At 39.7% G+C, this 15,375-nt stretch carries 14 protein-coding genes and 1 pseudogene; all 15 read right to left on the bottom strand.

Annotated elements, in window-relative coordinates; all coding sequences use genetic code 11:
* Positions 1-74 precede the first annotated feature (74 nt).
* Positions 75-146 (bottom strand): annotated as a pseudogene (locus HHK02_RS13145) (reverse transcriptase); the annotation flags it as partial.
* A 126-nt stretch (positions 147-272) separates the two neighbouring features.
* The gene (locus HHK02_RS10135; RefSeq protein WP_003670283.1) at positions 273-1,622 is read right to left on the bottom strand and encodes an FAD-dependent oxidoreductase; all 1,350 of its coding nucleotides are present in this window, start codon (positions 1,620-1,622) and stop codon (positions 273-275) included.
* Positions 1,623-2,120 (bottom strand): ECF transporter S component, encoded by a 498-nt coding sequence (locus HHK02_RS10130; protein WP_003669591.1) that lies wholly within the window; start codon positions 2,118-2,120, stop codon positions 1,623-1,625. It lies immediately after the preceding gene.
* Positions 2,121-3,908 (bottom strand): glycerophosphoryl diester phosphodiesterase membrane domain-containing protein, encoded by a 1,788-nt coding sequence (locus tag HHK02_RS10125; protein ID WP_003670280.1) that lies wholly within the window; start codon positions 3,906-3,908, stop codon positions 2,121-2,123.
* Positions 3,909-4,775, bottom strand: coding sequence for an aldo/keto reductase (locus tag HHK02_RS10120; protein WP_003670278.1), 867 nt, complete (start codon positions 4,773-4,775; stop codon positions 3,909-3,911). It abuts the gene before it with no gap.
* Complete coding sequence (locus HHK02_RS10115; RefSeq protein ID WP_035159714.1) at positions 4,776-5,504, bottom strand: gamma-glutamyl-gamma-aminobutyrate hydrolase family protein; 729 nt, start codon at positions 5,502-5,504, stop codon at positions 4,776-4,778.
* The gene (locus tag HHK02_RS10110) at positions 5,505-6,845 is read right to left on the bottom strand and encodes a glutamate--cysteine ligase (protein WP_003670274.1); all 1,341 of its coding nucleotides are present in this window, start codon (positions 6,843-6,845) and stop codon (positions 5,505-5,507) included. It lies immediately after the preceding gene.
* On the bottom strand, positions 6,846-8,027 hold the full coding sequence (locus HHK02_RS10105) for a chloride channel protein (protein ID WP_013923913.1): 1,182 nt from the start codon (positions 8,025-8,027) through the stop codon (positions 6,846-6,848). It lies immediately after the preceding gene.
* Positions 8,028-9,275, bottom strand: coding sequence for a sensor histidine kinase (locus HHK02_RS10100; protein ID WP_035159713.1), 1,248 nt, complete (start codon positions 9,273-9,275; stop codon positions 8,028-8,030).
* A complete protein-coding gene (locus tag HHK02_RS10095) occupies positions 9,276-9,941 on the bottom strand; it encodes a response regulator transcription factor (protein ID WP_003670268.1) in 666 nt (221 codons plus the stop codon).
* A complete protein-coding gene (locus HHK02_RS10090; RefSeq protein WP_003670266.1) occupies positions 9,942-10,562 on the bottom strand; it encodes a GTP pyrophosphokinase in 621 nt (206 codons plus the stop codon). It abuts the gene before it with no gap.
* Complete coding sequence (locus HHK02_RS10085) at positions 10,563-11,060, bottom strand: Lreu_0056 family protein (protein WP_225431163.1); 498 nt, start codon at positions 11,058-11,060, stop codon at positions 10,563-10,565.
* Positions 11,061-11,723, bottom strand: coding sequence for a beta-phosphoglucomutase (gene pgmB / locus HHK02_RS10080; protein ID WP_003670263.1), 663 nt, complete (start codon positions 11,721-11,723; stop codon positions 11,061-11,063).
* Complete coding sequence (locus HHK02_RS10075) at positions 11,724-13,976, bottom strand: glycoside hydrolase family 65 protein (protein WP_035159711.1); 2,253 nt, start codon at positions 13,974-13,976, stop codon at positions 11,724-11,726.
* Entirely contained in the window at positions 13,977-15,326 is a 1,350-nt protein-coding gene (locus tag HHK02_RS10070; RefSeq protein ID WP_003670259.1) for an SLC45 family MFS transporter, read from the bottom strand.
* Between the last annotated feature and the right edge of the window lie 49 nt (positions 15,327-15,375).

Below are 15,375 nucleotides of genomic sequence, written 5' to 3'. Positions count from 1 at the left end.
AGATAATTGATTAGTTCGATTATCGACCTCTCACACCACCGTACGTACGGTTCCGTATACGGCGGTTCGACAACTTAATCACATTGAATTGACTGGAGCGTCTTGGACATATTCATAAGTCCGAGTTGTTCCAGTTTTCTATTAGTTTGTTTTTAGGGGTAATTACATCATATCAGGAACGATTTCCTGTGTACATAAGAAGCCGGACGATGAACCAAGATTTGATTCATCGTCCGGCTTTCATTTTGGACTGAGAGTTTTTTCCCAGCCTCTTATTTTTCTAATTCAGCTTGTTTCTTTACCGCCGCTTGGCCAAGAATATTTACATAGTTAAATGGACGATCAAAGTGTGGTTGGAAAAGCATATCAACAAATGCTAAATAATCAATCGTGTGCTTATCCTGGATACATAAGGAAATAATGTTAGCAGATTGAGAAACATCATGCTTACTCATAAACTGTCCACCAAGAATTTGCCGAGTCTTCTTATCCCACACCAATGTCATTAATACAGGAGTTGTTGTCGGCATAAATTCTGGACGGTAGTTGTCTTCAACTGTCACCGCAGCTGCATCAAAGCCCGCTTCTTTGGCATTCTCCAAAGTTAAGCCAGATGATACCATCGTTGTTCCATATAAGTTTAAGCCAGAACTAGATTGGGTTCCCATATCGTGCATTGTATTACCAAAGAGATTTGTTCCAACAATTGTTCCTTGCCGAATAGCGTTAGTAGCTAATGGAATGTATGCATCCTTGCCAGTTGGGTTATAGTGAACAGCCGTTGAATCTCCGGCAGCGTAAATATCTGGATCAGATGATTGCATGTATTCGTTTGTAATGATTGCCCCATTATCATGCATCTTAACTTTACCTTTTAAGAGATCAGTATTAGGACGGAAGCCAACACAGAGGATAGCAATATCTGCCTCGTAGTTGCCCTTATCCGTCTTAACGGTTACACCATTTTTGTGGTTTTCAAATCCAGTTACGCGTTGGTCAAAAGCAAAGTGGGCGCCGTGATCTACAAATTCCTGTTGAATCCGATCCGTATACTCGCGGTCAAAGTATTTATGAAGCATCCGTGGAGACCCATCAATCAATGTAACGTCCTTATTTTGACGAGTGTAAGCTTCTACTAATTCAACCCCAATATAACCTCCACCAATCACAACAATTCGTTGCGCATCTTTAGCAACGTTAAATAATTCTTTAGCATGATGGTAATTCTTGCACAAATAAACATGAGGGCCATCTACACCTTCAATTGGTGGAATTACTGGCCAAGAACCAGTAGTATCAACTAACTTATCATAATGGTCGGTCTTTGTTTCGCCTGTCACAAGGTCTGTCACTGTGACTGTCTTAGTCTTAGGGTCAATATCAGTTACATTATGTTGCATATGAACTGTTGCACCCATGGCAGCAAGTTGTTCAGGGCTCGAATAAAACATCGCATCTGGATCACCAACATCACCGCTCAAGTAAACCGCAATCCCACATGAGAGGAATGAAACGTTATCATTCCGTTCATAAATTGTGACTTCTGTTTCTGGATGATTCTGTAAAATTTGAGTGGCAGTAATTGTTCCCGCATGTGTACAACCAACAATAATAACCTTCATTTATCCAACGTGATGCTTCTTCAATTGCCTAATAACAATTAACGCCACTATTCCACCGATCATTCCTTGGATAAAGTTTGAACCTAAACTTAAAAAACCAGTAATTACATGGTACATAACGGTATTGCAGATAAAGTAGATTGCAATCATTACGATTGTTCCGACCAAGATTGCGGTCCATTTGCCCCAGGTGGTGTTGCCATATTTTTTATAAATCCAGCCACTGATAAATCCTTCTAAACCATGAGCGGCAAAGGAAAATAAGGCATCTTGGGGGAAGCCGGAAATAAGGTCAAGGAACATTCCGCCAAAGCCACCAACAATTGTCCCTGCTCCTGGTCCTAAAAGCATGGCAGCAATGAATACACCAGCATCACATAAGTTGACGTTACCATGTGTCCATGGAATAGGGATAAGAAAGAAGCGGCCGAGGACAAGAGTTAATGCTAATAACATTGCGGCAATAATTGAGCGGCGTAACCGAAAAGTAGATTCCATTTACGGTTCAATTCCCCCACTTGTAGGAACGACAATAATATAATTTAGAATTCGATTAGCATAACTCTGCTTTCCAGTAAAATCTTTTATTGCCGCATTTAATTCCCCTAAATTATCGGTAATTATCCCATTAGCGTGGTTATACATAGTCTGTTTCATTAAATCGGTGTCATTAACCGTCCATGCATATACCGGTTTATGTTGCCACTGGGCTTGAGTAATGAAGTCCTGATTTAATGTTGAATATTCCATCGAAAAACCGTCAGCAACTCCCTGGGGATTACCCAAATTATAGGGTTGAATATACAAAACTGTTAACCGCGGATTAATATTTTTTAGCTTAGTCACAGCACTGTAATCGAGCGAGTGAACTTGGTCATGATCTTGCAAAATCCTTTTCCCATACCGGCGATTAAAATTCTGGAGCATCTGTTTTGAATCATGGGGTGTTGTTTTTATCTCAATCAGAAGTTTCTGATGATATTTCTCAGCCGCTGCTAAATATTGATCAAAACTCGCAACCTTAGCATGATAGCCATTTTCGCGTGCTGTTAGTCGTGTTAATTGCTTCAATGTTAGTTCATGAGGTGTTTTATTTACTCCTGTTAGGTCTTTAAGATTTTCATCGTGCATCACAACAAACTGGTGATCCTTTGTTTCATGCAAATCCATTTCAATATAATCAGGCTTAAGTTTACTTGTTTTTTCCATTGCTGGAATAGTATTTTGCACCCCGTTTTTTTCAGTAACTCCCCGATGAGAGATAGTTATTGGGCGTTTAATCCCCGTTCCCATCATGTAAAAAGTATTATTTGCAAGAGTCGCCAAGCCGATTACAAGGAAGACAAGCATAAAGGAAGTTAGCAATCCTCGTGATGGATGTTCAGGAGTTGTCGCTAGTTCACTAATGCTAGTTAAGGGGTTAACGACTACCAGTAAGATAATTGTTCCTGCCCATACTGCTAGTACTTCCCCACCAAGCTGTAAGATCGACAAGTTAAAGATAGCAGTAATCAAAGATAATTTCCCGGGTAATAAATCCAAAACAACCTGGAGAATGTAAATCATGAGGTAAAAAACAACCGTTATACTACCTACAATTATTGTCATCAGCACAATTTGAATTAAAAACTTCAACCATCTTAGCTTACTTGTCATTTGCCAGCTTTGAGACATAGCAGCTCTTAACCGTAAATGTTGATAAGCCATTAACGGCATTGTCAATATTAAACGAATACCGATCATTGTCATCAAAAGATAGAACAAGGTCAATCCACCAATAAGCCATGCATTACGGGTAAGATAATCAACAATAAACTGAGGAACTTGAATTTTCGCCAGCAGGGGAGTTCGAAAGATGATATCCGCAAATGGAATAATAAGTAAAAAGTAACCTAATAATAGAATTAACGATCCAAAATTTAGTAACGATAAAGTTTCTTTTGTTTGCCTAAACATTCGGCGCCAGCTAAACTCTGGCAAGCCAATTCCACAAAAGCCCTTCAACAAGAGCATAAATTCGCCATAGATAATTACCATTAGGCATATTAATTCAATTAAAAGGATCACTACAACTAATGGATGATGGGTCAGAATAATTACAATATTTTGATATGAAATAAACGGAATTTCTCCTGCCTGCAGGACAAAGGTAGTTATCCAGCGAAAAAATGGAATTACCAGAAACTGGTTTAAAATATCAAGACCGCCAAATAATATTAAATATTCAAGCCAATTTTTCCTGAACTGGCAAGAGTATTGGCGAAAAGCGCGATAAGCATTTTTCATTTAAAAATCAACCTCATCTGGATCAGCACATTGACCGCCAAGATTTGGCAATAAATTAATCTTGCGCATATCCTCATCAGTTAATTCGAAATCAAATATATTTTGGTTACTTATCATCCGTTCTTTATGGACAGACTTCGGTAATGGAAGAATCCCCTGTTGGAGAATCCAACGTAAACAGACTTGCGCTGGCGTCTTTTGATACTTATCAGCGATTTGAATCATTGTTGGATTAGTTAATACTTTAGCACCTTGACCACCTAAAGGAGCCCATGCCTCAACTAAGATATTGTGTGCTTGTAAGTATTTAATTTCTTCCGTATGTGGCCAACCCGGATGAACCTCAATTTGATCAACTGCTGGCGCTACTTTGGCCGTTTTCATTAATTCCGCAATATGGTGAGGCATAAAATTGCTTACCCCAATTGCCCGAATTTTACCTTCATTGTAAAGGTCTTCCATTGCGCGCCACGTTTCAGCATTAATCTTGGCAGCATCATCTCCAAACTGCTTTTCATTGGCGGGCCAGTGAATTAAGTAAAGGTCTAAATAATCCATCTGCAAACGATCAAGCGTCTCTTGAAAAGCCTTCTTCGTTTGTTCATAGCCACGATTAGTATTCCATAACTTGCTAGTCACAAAAAGGTCTTCACGCTTAATTCCCGAATCCTTAATCCCCTTGCCTACTGCTTCTTCGTTTCCGTAAACAGCCGCAGTATCAATGTGTCGATAACCAGTTTCAATTGCTTCTTTCACGGCCTGTTCAGCTACATCTGCCGGAGTCCTAAATGTACCATATCCCACACAGGGAATCTTGACCTCATTATTTAAGTTGAACGTTGAGTTAATATTAGTTAATTCAAGCATTTATTTAGCCGCTTTTTTCGCTCTAGTAATTAAGTCAGCAAAAATAGCGCGCGAATAATCGTAATGTTTAAACATGTTTTCTGGATGCCATTGAACTGCTAAAATTTGATCAGAGTTAATGGTTTCCACGGCTTCTGGTACCTGATCATCAGCCCATGCCGTTACATGAAGTGGTTCAGCAATCTGATTTAGTGATTGATGATGACGTGAATTAACATATGGTCTGGGTCCTACTAAGTTAAATAATCGACTTGCCTTGTCTGTATTAACGTGGTGGGAAGGAAAATTTCCTGGGGCATCTTGGGAATGCTTAAGGGTTTGATGGGGATTTTCCGAAAGGTCTTGGTATAAAGTCCCGCCAAGCGCAACATTTAATACCTGCATTCCACGACAGATCCCCATCATTGGTTTTCCAGCATTAAATGCAGCTGTAGCAAGACTAATTTCAAATTGATCTCGTTTAAGATATGTGGGACCTAATTTTTGATGCGGCTCTTCGTTGAAAAAGGTTGGATCGACATCACTTCCTCCAGCAAAGATAATCCCATCAAAAAGATCAAGGTAGGATGGTGCTAGTGAAGCAGCAACACTAGGAAGAATAACGGGTAATCCTCCTGACTTGATAATGGCTTCGATTAATGGGCGAGGTGCGAAGGCAGCATTTCGCTCGTTAATGATGTTTGTAGCTTCAGTTAATGTATCTGCAGGAATAGCAATTCGTGGATGCATTTACAATGTTAATTCTTTTCGAAGCTCATCAGCAGTATAGATTCGTCCATCTTCAAACCCTTTAAAAGGATGGATTGTTTCCTGTGCCGCTTGTTGGTAACGTTTGGCACGACGCAACGCATACTCGGTGAGTGAACCATTCTTTACATAGTTTAAGAGTTTAGCACTCGGGGTAGTTAGCGGATTTTCGACCCGATCTTCTAAGTCTTCCAGAACTTCGGAATATTCTGGACCGAGTTGGATTTGATTGGCATACCGCTCTAAACTTTTGAGGACAGCACGAGCTTTGGCCTGATATCTACAAGTTGCTTGGGGATTTTCCTCGGCTACAACTTCATTCATTTTATCGGCAGTCACCAACATTTCTTCTACTTCGTTTTCTTTTAATGGCGGCTGCATGATCAAGTAACTTGCTAATAAACGAATAAATCTTAGTGTACCAGTTCGAACTCCTACTGAACTGCTAGGATCTAAATCGAGCATTCGTAATTCTAAATACTCAATTCCATGTTCAGGCAACTTTTTTAAATCCGTGTTTCCTTTGAACCTCACCGGACCATGAAATTCGTAATCCGATGTTAAGATCCCTGCTTTAACTCCTTCTTCAATCCGTGCAATGTAACGATCGAGATTAGTAAAATCACCGGTAAATTTGGTCCCAAAACCGTATTGACTTTGCCGCACACTCCGAATCGGATGAGGCAACTCTTTTCCCGGTTCAAAATAATTTTCTTCAACAATTGGGCTTGCACCATAAAGATACGTAAGAAGCCATCGATATCGGACAAAACCTTGTGCCAAGATAGTATATAAATAATTCCGCACTTCACGCTTACTATTAAAGCGTTCCGGGAAAGCATTAAGGACTAGCTCAATAATGTGCTGATCAATACTCAAATTAATATGCGCTCCACAGGGCGTTCCTTGCGAGTACCCATGACGTTTTGCCCATTCCTTCAAATAAGCTTCTTTTTTCGGTCCCATTTTAGCTAACCGTAATTTAGTCTTATCTTTAGGAAGTCGTGGGGGCATGGATAACGGCCATAATAACTCGCCGGGAGCAAGAGCTGATCGCAATGTATTATTGATAACATACAAATAATGCATTGCATCAAGAGCATGTTGGGCAGAAGGAGTTACCATTTCAGCCATTGTTTCTAAAAAATCATTGGTAATCCATGGATTAGTCTTCTCATCCCCAATCGCTGACGGATATGGCTCAAGGCTTAGGTTGCCATCTTCGTCTACTCGTTGCATTTCAATCTCAAGACCCATTGTAAAATCAGAAGTCTTTGCAACAGCTTCATTATCGAATATTAATTGACCAATTCTGCTAAACACCTATTCACTAGCAGGAAAAAGTTTAATAATCCTTCCTACTAAAAATGCAACTACAATTATAACCGGCGCTAGTTCAATCGGTACCAATAATAACAGCAGGATAATTGTTAATAACGGTTTTTCTAAAATAAAGGTAAGGCTTGCCGCGATTACAACAATTGCATTTATCCGTACGTCTCCAGGCAACATCATCGCACAGGCAGTTCCTACCGCGACACTCGAAAAGATAGCCGGGAAAATAGTTCCTCCCCGCCATCCCATTGCAAAACCCAGATTACTCATTACGGCTTTTACGAGTGCTACAACTAATAGGAAGATGATTGAATGATTGAAGGCTTCGTGGGTAAAAGGAACAATTCTAAACTCACCAGAAAATAAGATATCGCTTGTAATCAACGAGCTGATCGCTAAAATTAACCCAAAAATCCCACCTTGCCAAATCTTACTTATTTTTGCATTAATTATCAGTGCAGCCCAATTTTCTAAGTGAACAAACAGCCACCCAAAAGCAATCCCAATGATAATCGTTGGAATACTCGTTAATAAATTGATCCACTCCCAATTAATGATCCGGTGATGCATCCCAAAAACACCTTCTTCAGGAAAAAGCTTAAAAACAATCGCCGCGCCTACTATTCCAATTCCAACTAATCCTGAAATAACAAAGACTCGTTGATATTTATTTTTAAAAAGCTGACTGAATCTAGGAGCACGGGCTAAATCTTGCGTTTGCATTTTACCGTACCAAAGAGAAACTTTCTGGCGCATTGAAGTTGCCCAGCGCATACGGTCACCAAGCCAATTAATCATGCTGCTAGTTAAGACTGTTGTAGAAGCTTCCGGCCCGATGTTCCCTCCTGCTCCGAGGGCCAATAAGCCAAGAATAAAAGACTTCCACCAATTATGATAATTTAATTGCCCTTTCAACCTTACTTGCGTCAGCACTTGTTCAATCGTTAACGGGTAATTACCCCATCGCTCATTCAAGAAACCAATCAAAAATCCCAATGGAATACATACTAAAAACGGATACCATTTACTACTAACTGCCGGATCTAGGTATTGATGCCAAACTAAATCAATTACCCAGTTAACTAAGTTTAAATACGCCGCTGTCAGCATACCAATTATTAGGCTCCAAACAACTGCATATATTCCAATCTTAAGTCGCCAAAATTTCATTTACTTTCCTACTTCTTTTAACGTTACGATAAAAGCTAACTTACCATTTGTATACTTCGCCGTAATTTTCCCTTTGAATTGTTTAACGATATATTGAGCCATCGAAAGCCCAATACCAAAGCCTGCCTTTTTTCCTTGAGTATGCGATTCATCAACCCGATAAAAGCGGTTAAAGAATTTTTTAGCATCCAGGCTTTTACCATCTTTATAGCTATTCGCAATCGTAATAACTATATTTTTACTATGATTAGACGAGGACACTGTAAAATCAATTTCACCCTGAGGATCACAATACTTATTCGCATTATCAAGCAAAATATTCAACAGTTCCCGTAGTGTATTTTCATCAGCGTTTGCTACCAAGCCTTCATCAATCTGTACATTGAATTGTTTCTGTTCGGTTGAAATCACACTCTTGAAACTACTAGCCACATCCCCGGCAATTTGACTTACATTTACCGGCAACATCGTTAATGTCGGTTGTTCTTGCATGCGTGCAAGTGACACCAGGTTATTAATTAACTTTGTCAGGCGAGTAACCTGTTGCTTGGTGCTTGTTGTCCATTCATTCTCACCATTGATAATCTCTTGCATTTCATTATTCGCTGAAATAACTGTCAATGGCGTTTTTAATTCATGACTAGCATTAGTTATAAATTCTTTTTGCCGCTGCTCTGCTTCAATAATTGGCCGAATTGCACGACGCGAGTAAAGGGTTAAAACAATGGTATACAGAACTAAAACAATTATCCCTAAGATCAACCCTGTATGCATTAGTGATCGTGTCCGGGCCATGAGGAGTGATTCATCAAGAAAGACAATTACTTTCTCGCCGTTTTTATTCCGAATCTTATAAGCATAATTTACCCCTCGATATAGCAACTGCCCGCTATGCACTTTTCTTCTTACAAGACGGTCTGTCATTGCTCGGGCATCCTGCGGCGTAACCGTTGCAATATGATCATCTTGCACTTCCGTTACTTGATTTTTATTATCAACCAGTACAGCAAAATAACGATATTGATGAAGGCCCTCACGTGAAAATTGAGGTTGACTATTGTCAGTAGTCCGGATCCCTTTTCGGGGAATTTGGCCGTCGTTATTTACCAAAATCGTCAATACCCGTTCAATTTCTTGGTGCGATTGATAGTAAGTGAGGGTGCAAATACTGCCAACAATTGTCAAAATTACAAATAATAATGCCGCAGTTGAGATTGCAATAAATTTATAGCGAAAACGTTGAATCATCTAGCATGCAATCATAAACGGTCCAGTTTTTTCACCACTAATTGTTACTTGAGATTGAATTGCCTGTAATTTTTGCCGTAAATAACAGATATTAATCCAGAGATCTTCTTGATCAGCGGTTTCATTCTCATCCCAAACGTGGTTAATAAGTTCATTCGCTGATAATTCTTTATTAGCATTCAAAATAAAATACTGAAGTAAACGATTTTCCCGATTCGTTAAACTAATCGAATTATGGCTTTCAAGCGATTGATCGTTACCGTTAAGGGTCAAATCACCAAATTCAAGAACATCTACTTGGTAAGAATCATCTCGGCGTTGACGGGAGCGCAAACGAGCAAGTAGTTCTTTTAAGGAAAAGGGCTTAGTTAAATAATCGTCAGCACCGGCATCAAGACCAGTTACCTTATCATCTTCTTCACCCATAGCCGTTAACATCATAATATATGTTCGATTACCAGTTGCTCTAATTTCCTTTAATGCTTCCAGTCCAGATTTAACAGGCATCATGATGTCTAAAATTATGACATCATAGGCATTTTCTTTCGCCTGCTCAACGGCTTCTTGGCCATTATTAGCAATATCAACTTGATAACCACTCGCTGTCATCGCTGAACTTAATACATGAGATAGCTGCTGTTCATCTTCTGCTACAAGGATTCGCATTTATTCGCCTTCCTCACTAGAATTAATTAATTGCCGGATTGTTTGCATTTGAACGTCGCATGATGCTAATTGGTCAGCACAACGTTTAAGTTCGCGACCAATTCGCTCTGGATTTTTAATATTATGTTTATATTTCATCTCATGTTCAAGACTTGCCCATGAATCCATTGCAATCGTTCGTAACTGAATTTCAACATAAAAATGTCCCGGGTTATTTCCTTCGATATCTTGATATGGAACTTTTTCATCAATAATGACATGATAGCTCCGATATCCATTTGGCTTTGCATTTGTAATATAATCCTTTTCCTTAATAACCTCACACCAGTCAGCTTGACGTAATTGGCAAAGGCAACGGTCAATATCATCGATAAAGTTACAAACAATTCTGATTCCAACTGCATCGCGACATTTTCGTAAGGCCGATTCAGTAGAGACCGGATAGCCTTTTCGTTGGCATTTTTCCGCCATACTCTCGGAAGTCTTCACCCGAGCAATTAAATGTTCATAAAGTTTTGGTTGCTTATCCTGCACTGTTTGCTGATTTAGTTCTTTGATCCGATCAGTTGTGAGGGAAAGAATATTTGACAAAATCTGCTCATATGGGCCATAAATTGACATTTACTCGGTCCGCAATCCTGCTACATAGTTATCTACTTGCTTTTTTTGTGACCTCGTTTGGTAGAATTCTTTTCTTAGTTGCGCCAAGGTTAAGTCCTTTGTTTTTAATTTTGCATTTCGCTGAGAAGTATATTTTATGATCACAGTCTGGCCTTCAACTTTAAAGAAAATTGCCGTTCCATCTTGGTCGTCAGCGGCTACTAAATAGCTATAATCATTTACTCCTGCTGGAACGGTATCAGAGGGCTTAACAATTCCATAAACGAGTTGATTTGCAGCAATATTTTGTTTTAACCAGTCGGGAGATATTGCCAATCCCGCCAAAACCCCAATTTGTTGGTCGGTAAATTTTGGTCGCGGTTGTTGACTTGACTGTGTTTCATCTTGAACTGGCTGAAAGGACGGCCGATTAAAGTTAATTGCAACTACTACCCATAAGCAACTAATTAGAATGATGGTTGTTATTATAACGATTTTTCTTTTCATAATTTCACGCATTTAATTCATTTGCGCTTTAATAGCAGCTAAGGATACGTCACCAGTCTTATCGAACTTAACATCAGCATCCTGCAAATCAGCACCAAAACCAATTGATAATTCACCAGCACGGTTAATTGATTCAATTCCGGCTTGGGCATCTTCAAGTCCTGCTACTTGGTCAGCTGGAAGATCCATTAATTTAGCTGCTTCTTGGTAAATTTCTGGATCTGGTTTACCATGGCTTAAGTTTGCTGGATTAACGATTCCTTCAAAGTAATCAGTTAATTGCAAATACTTAAGAACCTTTGGCGCATTTTTAGAAGCAGAAGCTAATACAATGTGGTAACCGTTAGCTTTCAATTCATCTAAGAAGTCTTTCATTCCTGGAAGAATATCAGCAGGTGTTAGAGTTTCAACTAACTTAATATAGTTATCATTCTTTTCAGTTGCCAAAGCTTCTTTTTCTTCTTGAGTATAGTCATTTTCATGGCCGCCAGCCTTCAAGATTAATTCCAAAGAATCCATCCGACTAACACCCTTTAATGCGTCAGCCAATTCTGGAGTCCATTCAGTTCCAACCTTGTCAGCTAATTGGTGCCATGCTTGACCATGAAAACGAGCAGTGTCAGCAATAACACCGTCAAGGTCAAATGCAAAACCTTTCAAATCTTCAAACTTCATTTACTTTAATTCAAGCTTCTTACCGTCAAGATCGATGGTAATTGGGTCACCTGATACAAGATCAATCTTAGTACCATGCTTGTCAACCTTAACCTTCAAGATCCGGCCACGGAACATTTGACGGAATTGGTATGAATCCCACTTCTTAGGTAAGAATGGTGCATAGTGTAATTGACCATCACGAACACGCATACCAGCAAATCCTTGAACAATATCAAGCCATGAACCAGTCATTGAAGTAATGTGAAGTCCATCAGAAGTATCGTTGTTGTAGTTATCAAGGTCAAGACGTGCTGAACGTTCATACAATTCAACGGCCTTGTCTTCGTAACCAATATCAGCAGCGATAATTGAGTAAACTGAAGCAGAAAGACTTGATTCGTGAACAGTAAATTGTTCGTAGAAGTCGAAGTTGTTCTTCTTTTCTTCCTTAGTAAAGTCATCGATGAAGTCCCAGAGGCCTTGGATAACGTCACCTTGTTTTACGTATGGTGAACGTAAGATCTTATCCCATGACCAGTGTTGGTTAAGTGGTAATTGGTCACTTGGAATTTCAGAAACTGGAGTCAAGTCCTTGTCCATGAAGCCATCGTTTTCTGGGAAGATGTCCTTTTCCTTGTCGTAAGGAAGGTACATGTTGTCTACAATACCCTTCCACTTACGCTTTTCGTCTTCTGAAACATTAAGCTTCTTAGCTACCTTTTCATCTACTTGGTCTAAGATGTCAAGGGTGTATTGAAGAGTCCAGCGACAAAGAAGGTTAGTGTACCAGTCGTTGTTTACGTTGTTGTCGTATTCATCAGGACCAGTTACGGCATGAAGCATGTACTTGTTCTTGTTTTGGGAGTAGTGAACACGGTCAGCCCAGAAACGAGAAATTTCAGTAAGAACTTCTGCCCCTTCGTTAAGAACGTATGACTTGTCGCCAGTGTACTTAGTGTAAAGGTAAATGGCAAAGGCAATGTCCCCGTTACGGTGAATTTCTTCAAAGGTAATTTCCCATTCGTTGTGACATTCGATACCGTTGAAGGTAACCATTGGGAATAATGCACCATCAAGTCCTTGTTCCTTAGCGTTAACAAAGGCACCATCTAATTGCTTGTAACGGTACATTAATAAGTTACGTGCAACTTCTGGGTTTGCAACCCCAAGGTAAACTGGAATACAATAAGCTTCAGTATCCCAGTAAGTAGCACCACCGTACTTTTCACCAGTGAATCCTTTTGGACTGATGTTAAGACGGTAATCTTGACCATAATAAGTAGAGAAGAGTTGGAAGAGGTTGAAACGAATACCCTGTTGAGCTCCTTCGTCACCTTCAATTTCAACATCAGACTTAACCCAACGATCTGCCCATTCTTTAATATGTGGATCGAGTAAGTCGTCAAAACTTTGATTATCAAGTTGATCGCCTAATACATCCAAGTTCTTTTCAATATCTGCTTGGGAGTCGTAATCACGAGAAGTCATTACGATACTGCGCTTTTCAAAGTTAACTTCTTTACCAGCAGCTACAGTACCAGCAAATGTGTTGTAAGCGTGTTTTTCGTCAGTGCCGTCATCCACGTGGTCAAGGTTAGTCTTTGAAGTAGTCTTCATTCCAACGATGAATTGTGGAGTGCCAAAATCATTCTTCTTAGTCATAGAAGTTAATTCAGCATGTTCGCCATCAGCAGACTTGCCTAAAACGTTCCAGAATTGTTCATCGTAGTTAGCGTCTTCGTTGTATACATCAGCATCAATCATGCTAGTAATTTCAACCTTAGCATCACTGTCGCCACGGTTCTTAATGTGGAGACGTTGACCAACTAATTCTTTTTGGGTAACACTAACAAAACGTTCAAAATTGAAGTACATTTCAGTACCACCAATTTCAACAGTAAAACACCGTTCTAAGACACCACGCTTCATGTCAAGATCAAGCTTAAAGTCTTTTGGTGTTTGCTTTGCTAAGTCGAGTTGTTCACCATTAACCTTAATGATTAACTTCATGAAGTTGACAGCGTTGATCATCTTACCAAAGTACTTAGGATAACCATTCTTCCACCAACCAACACGAGTCTTGTCAGGGAACCAAACTCCACCGAGGTAAATACCTTCCATATGGTCACCACTGTAACCTTCTTCAAAGAAGCCACGCATACCAAGATTCTCATTGGCTAAACTAGTCATTGATTCTTGTAAACGCTTGTCTTGTGGGTCCCATTTGTGAGTAGCAACATGCCAAGGGGCAATATCAAATGTACGTTTCATCTATTCAGCATAAGTTTCCTTGATTGTGGCAACTGAAAGAGCACCAAGAGCCATTACAATACCAGCAAGGATAAACATGTGAACTTGTGAGTGTCCAAATAATGGGAATAAAGCAAAACTCAATAATGAAGCAACAATTTGTGGTAAACAAATTGAACCGTTGAATAATCCAAGGTATGTACCCATGTGCTTACCAGTCAATGCGTTTGTAACAATTGTTAATGGGTAAGTGTTCATCGCAGCCCAAGCAATTCCGACAAGGGTGTATGAAACAATCAACGTCCATTGATCATGAACAAAGAACACTGAAATGAACCCAAGAGCACCAAGAAGTAAACTACCACCGTAACCAAGCTTGTGGTACTTGTTTGGCACCTTAGCTAAAACGTATGACCAAATAACAGCAGCGATTGATTGAACAGCCGCAAGTACACCGTACCAGTTACCAGCAGCCTGATAACCAGCAGAGGTAGCATCAACAGTATTCCAAACGTTTTTGGCAATAGCCCCAGCTGAGTATGTCCAGAGGTATTGGAATGCAAACCAGCAGAAGAATTGAACAAGGGTAACTGTCCAGAATGCCTTTGGTGCATGCTTTAAGAGTGTGAACCAATTTCCACCCTCTTTGTTATCATCTTCAGAAATACCATGGTACTTTGCGTAAGTTGCTGGGTCATATTCATGAACCCGGAAAACTGTAAATAAACTAGTAACAACTAACAAGGCTGCCCCAACGTAGAAGGCGATAATAACTGAATCTGGAACAACGCCTCGTTTTGCAGTGTTACGAACCCCAAACCAAGCAGTTAAAATGAATGGGAAAACGGCAGCTAACACAGCACCTGTGTTAGATAAGAAACTTTGAATCCCATAGGCATAACTCTTTTGGTCATCGTTAACCATATCACCAACCATCATCTTAAATGGCTGCATTGCCACATTTGATGAAAGGTCAAGTAAAGCAACAGTAATTGCACCGAACCAAAGGGCAGCGAGCGAACCATACCCGAAACCGAAACTTCCTGAATTAGGAAGCAAAATCATAACGATAACAGCTACAATCATTCCCAGTAGTAAGTATGGTAACCGCCGACCACCTAATTTTGGTGCCCATGTACGGTCTGAATAATAACCAATGATTGGTTGAACAATCAAACCAGCTAATGGTGGTAAGATGAAGAACCAGCCAAGGTTGTTAGGGTCGGCACCAATAGTTTGGAAAATCCGACTCATTTGAGAACTCTGCAGAGTAAAAGCTGTCTGAACACCAAGGAATCCAAAGTTGATCATCCAGATAGTACTCTTTGATAGAGTAGGTAATCCAGCCCCCGTGGACTTTTCTTGACTCATAAATTTGTATCTGTCAAGTTTTCATAGGTAGCCTTTAAATATACAGTTT

The sequence above is a fragment of the Limosilactobacillus reuteri genome (genome assembly GCF_013694365.1).
GTDB classification, from domain to species: Bacteria; Bacillota; Bacilli; order Lactobacillales; family Lactobacillaceae; genus Limosilactobacillus; species Limosilactobacillus reuteri_E.
Note: the sequence above shows the minus strand (reverse complement) of the source record. Positions and strands in the feature narration are given on the sequence as shown.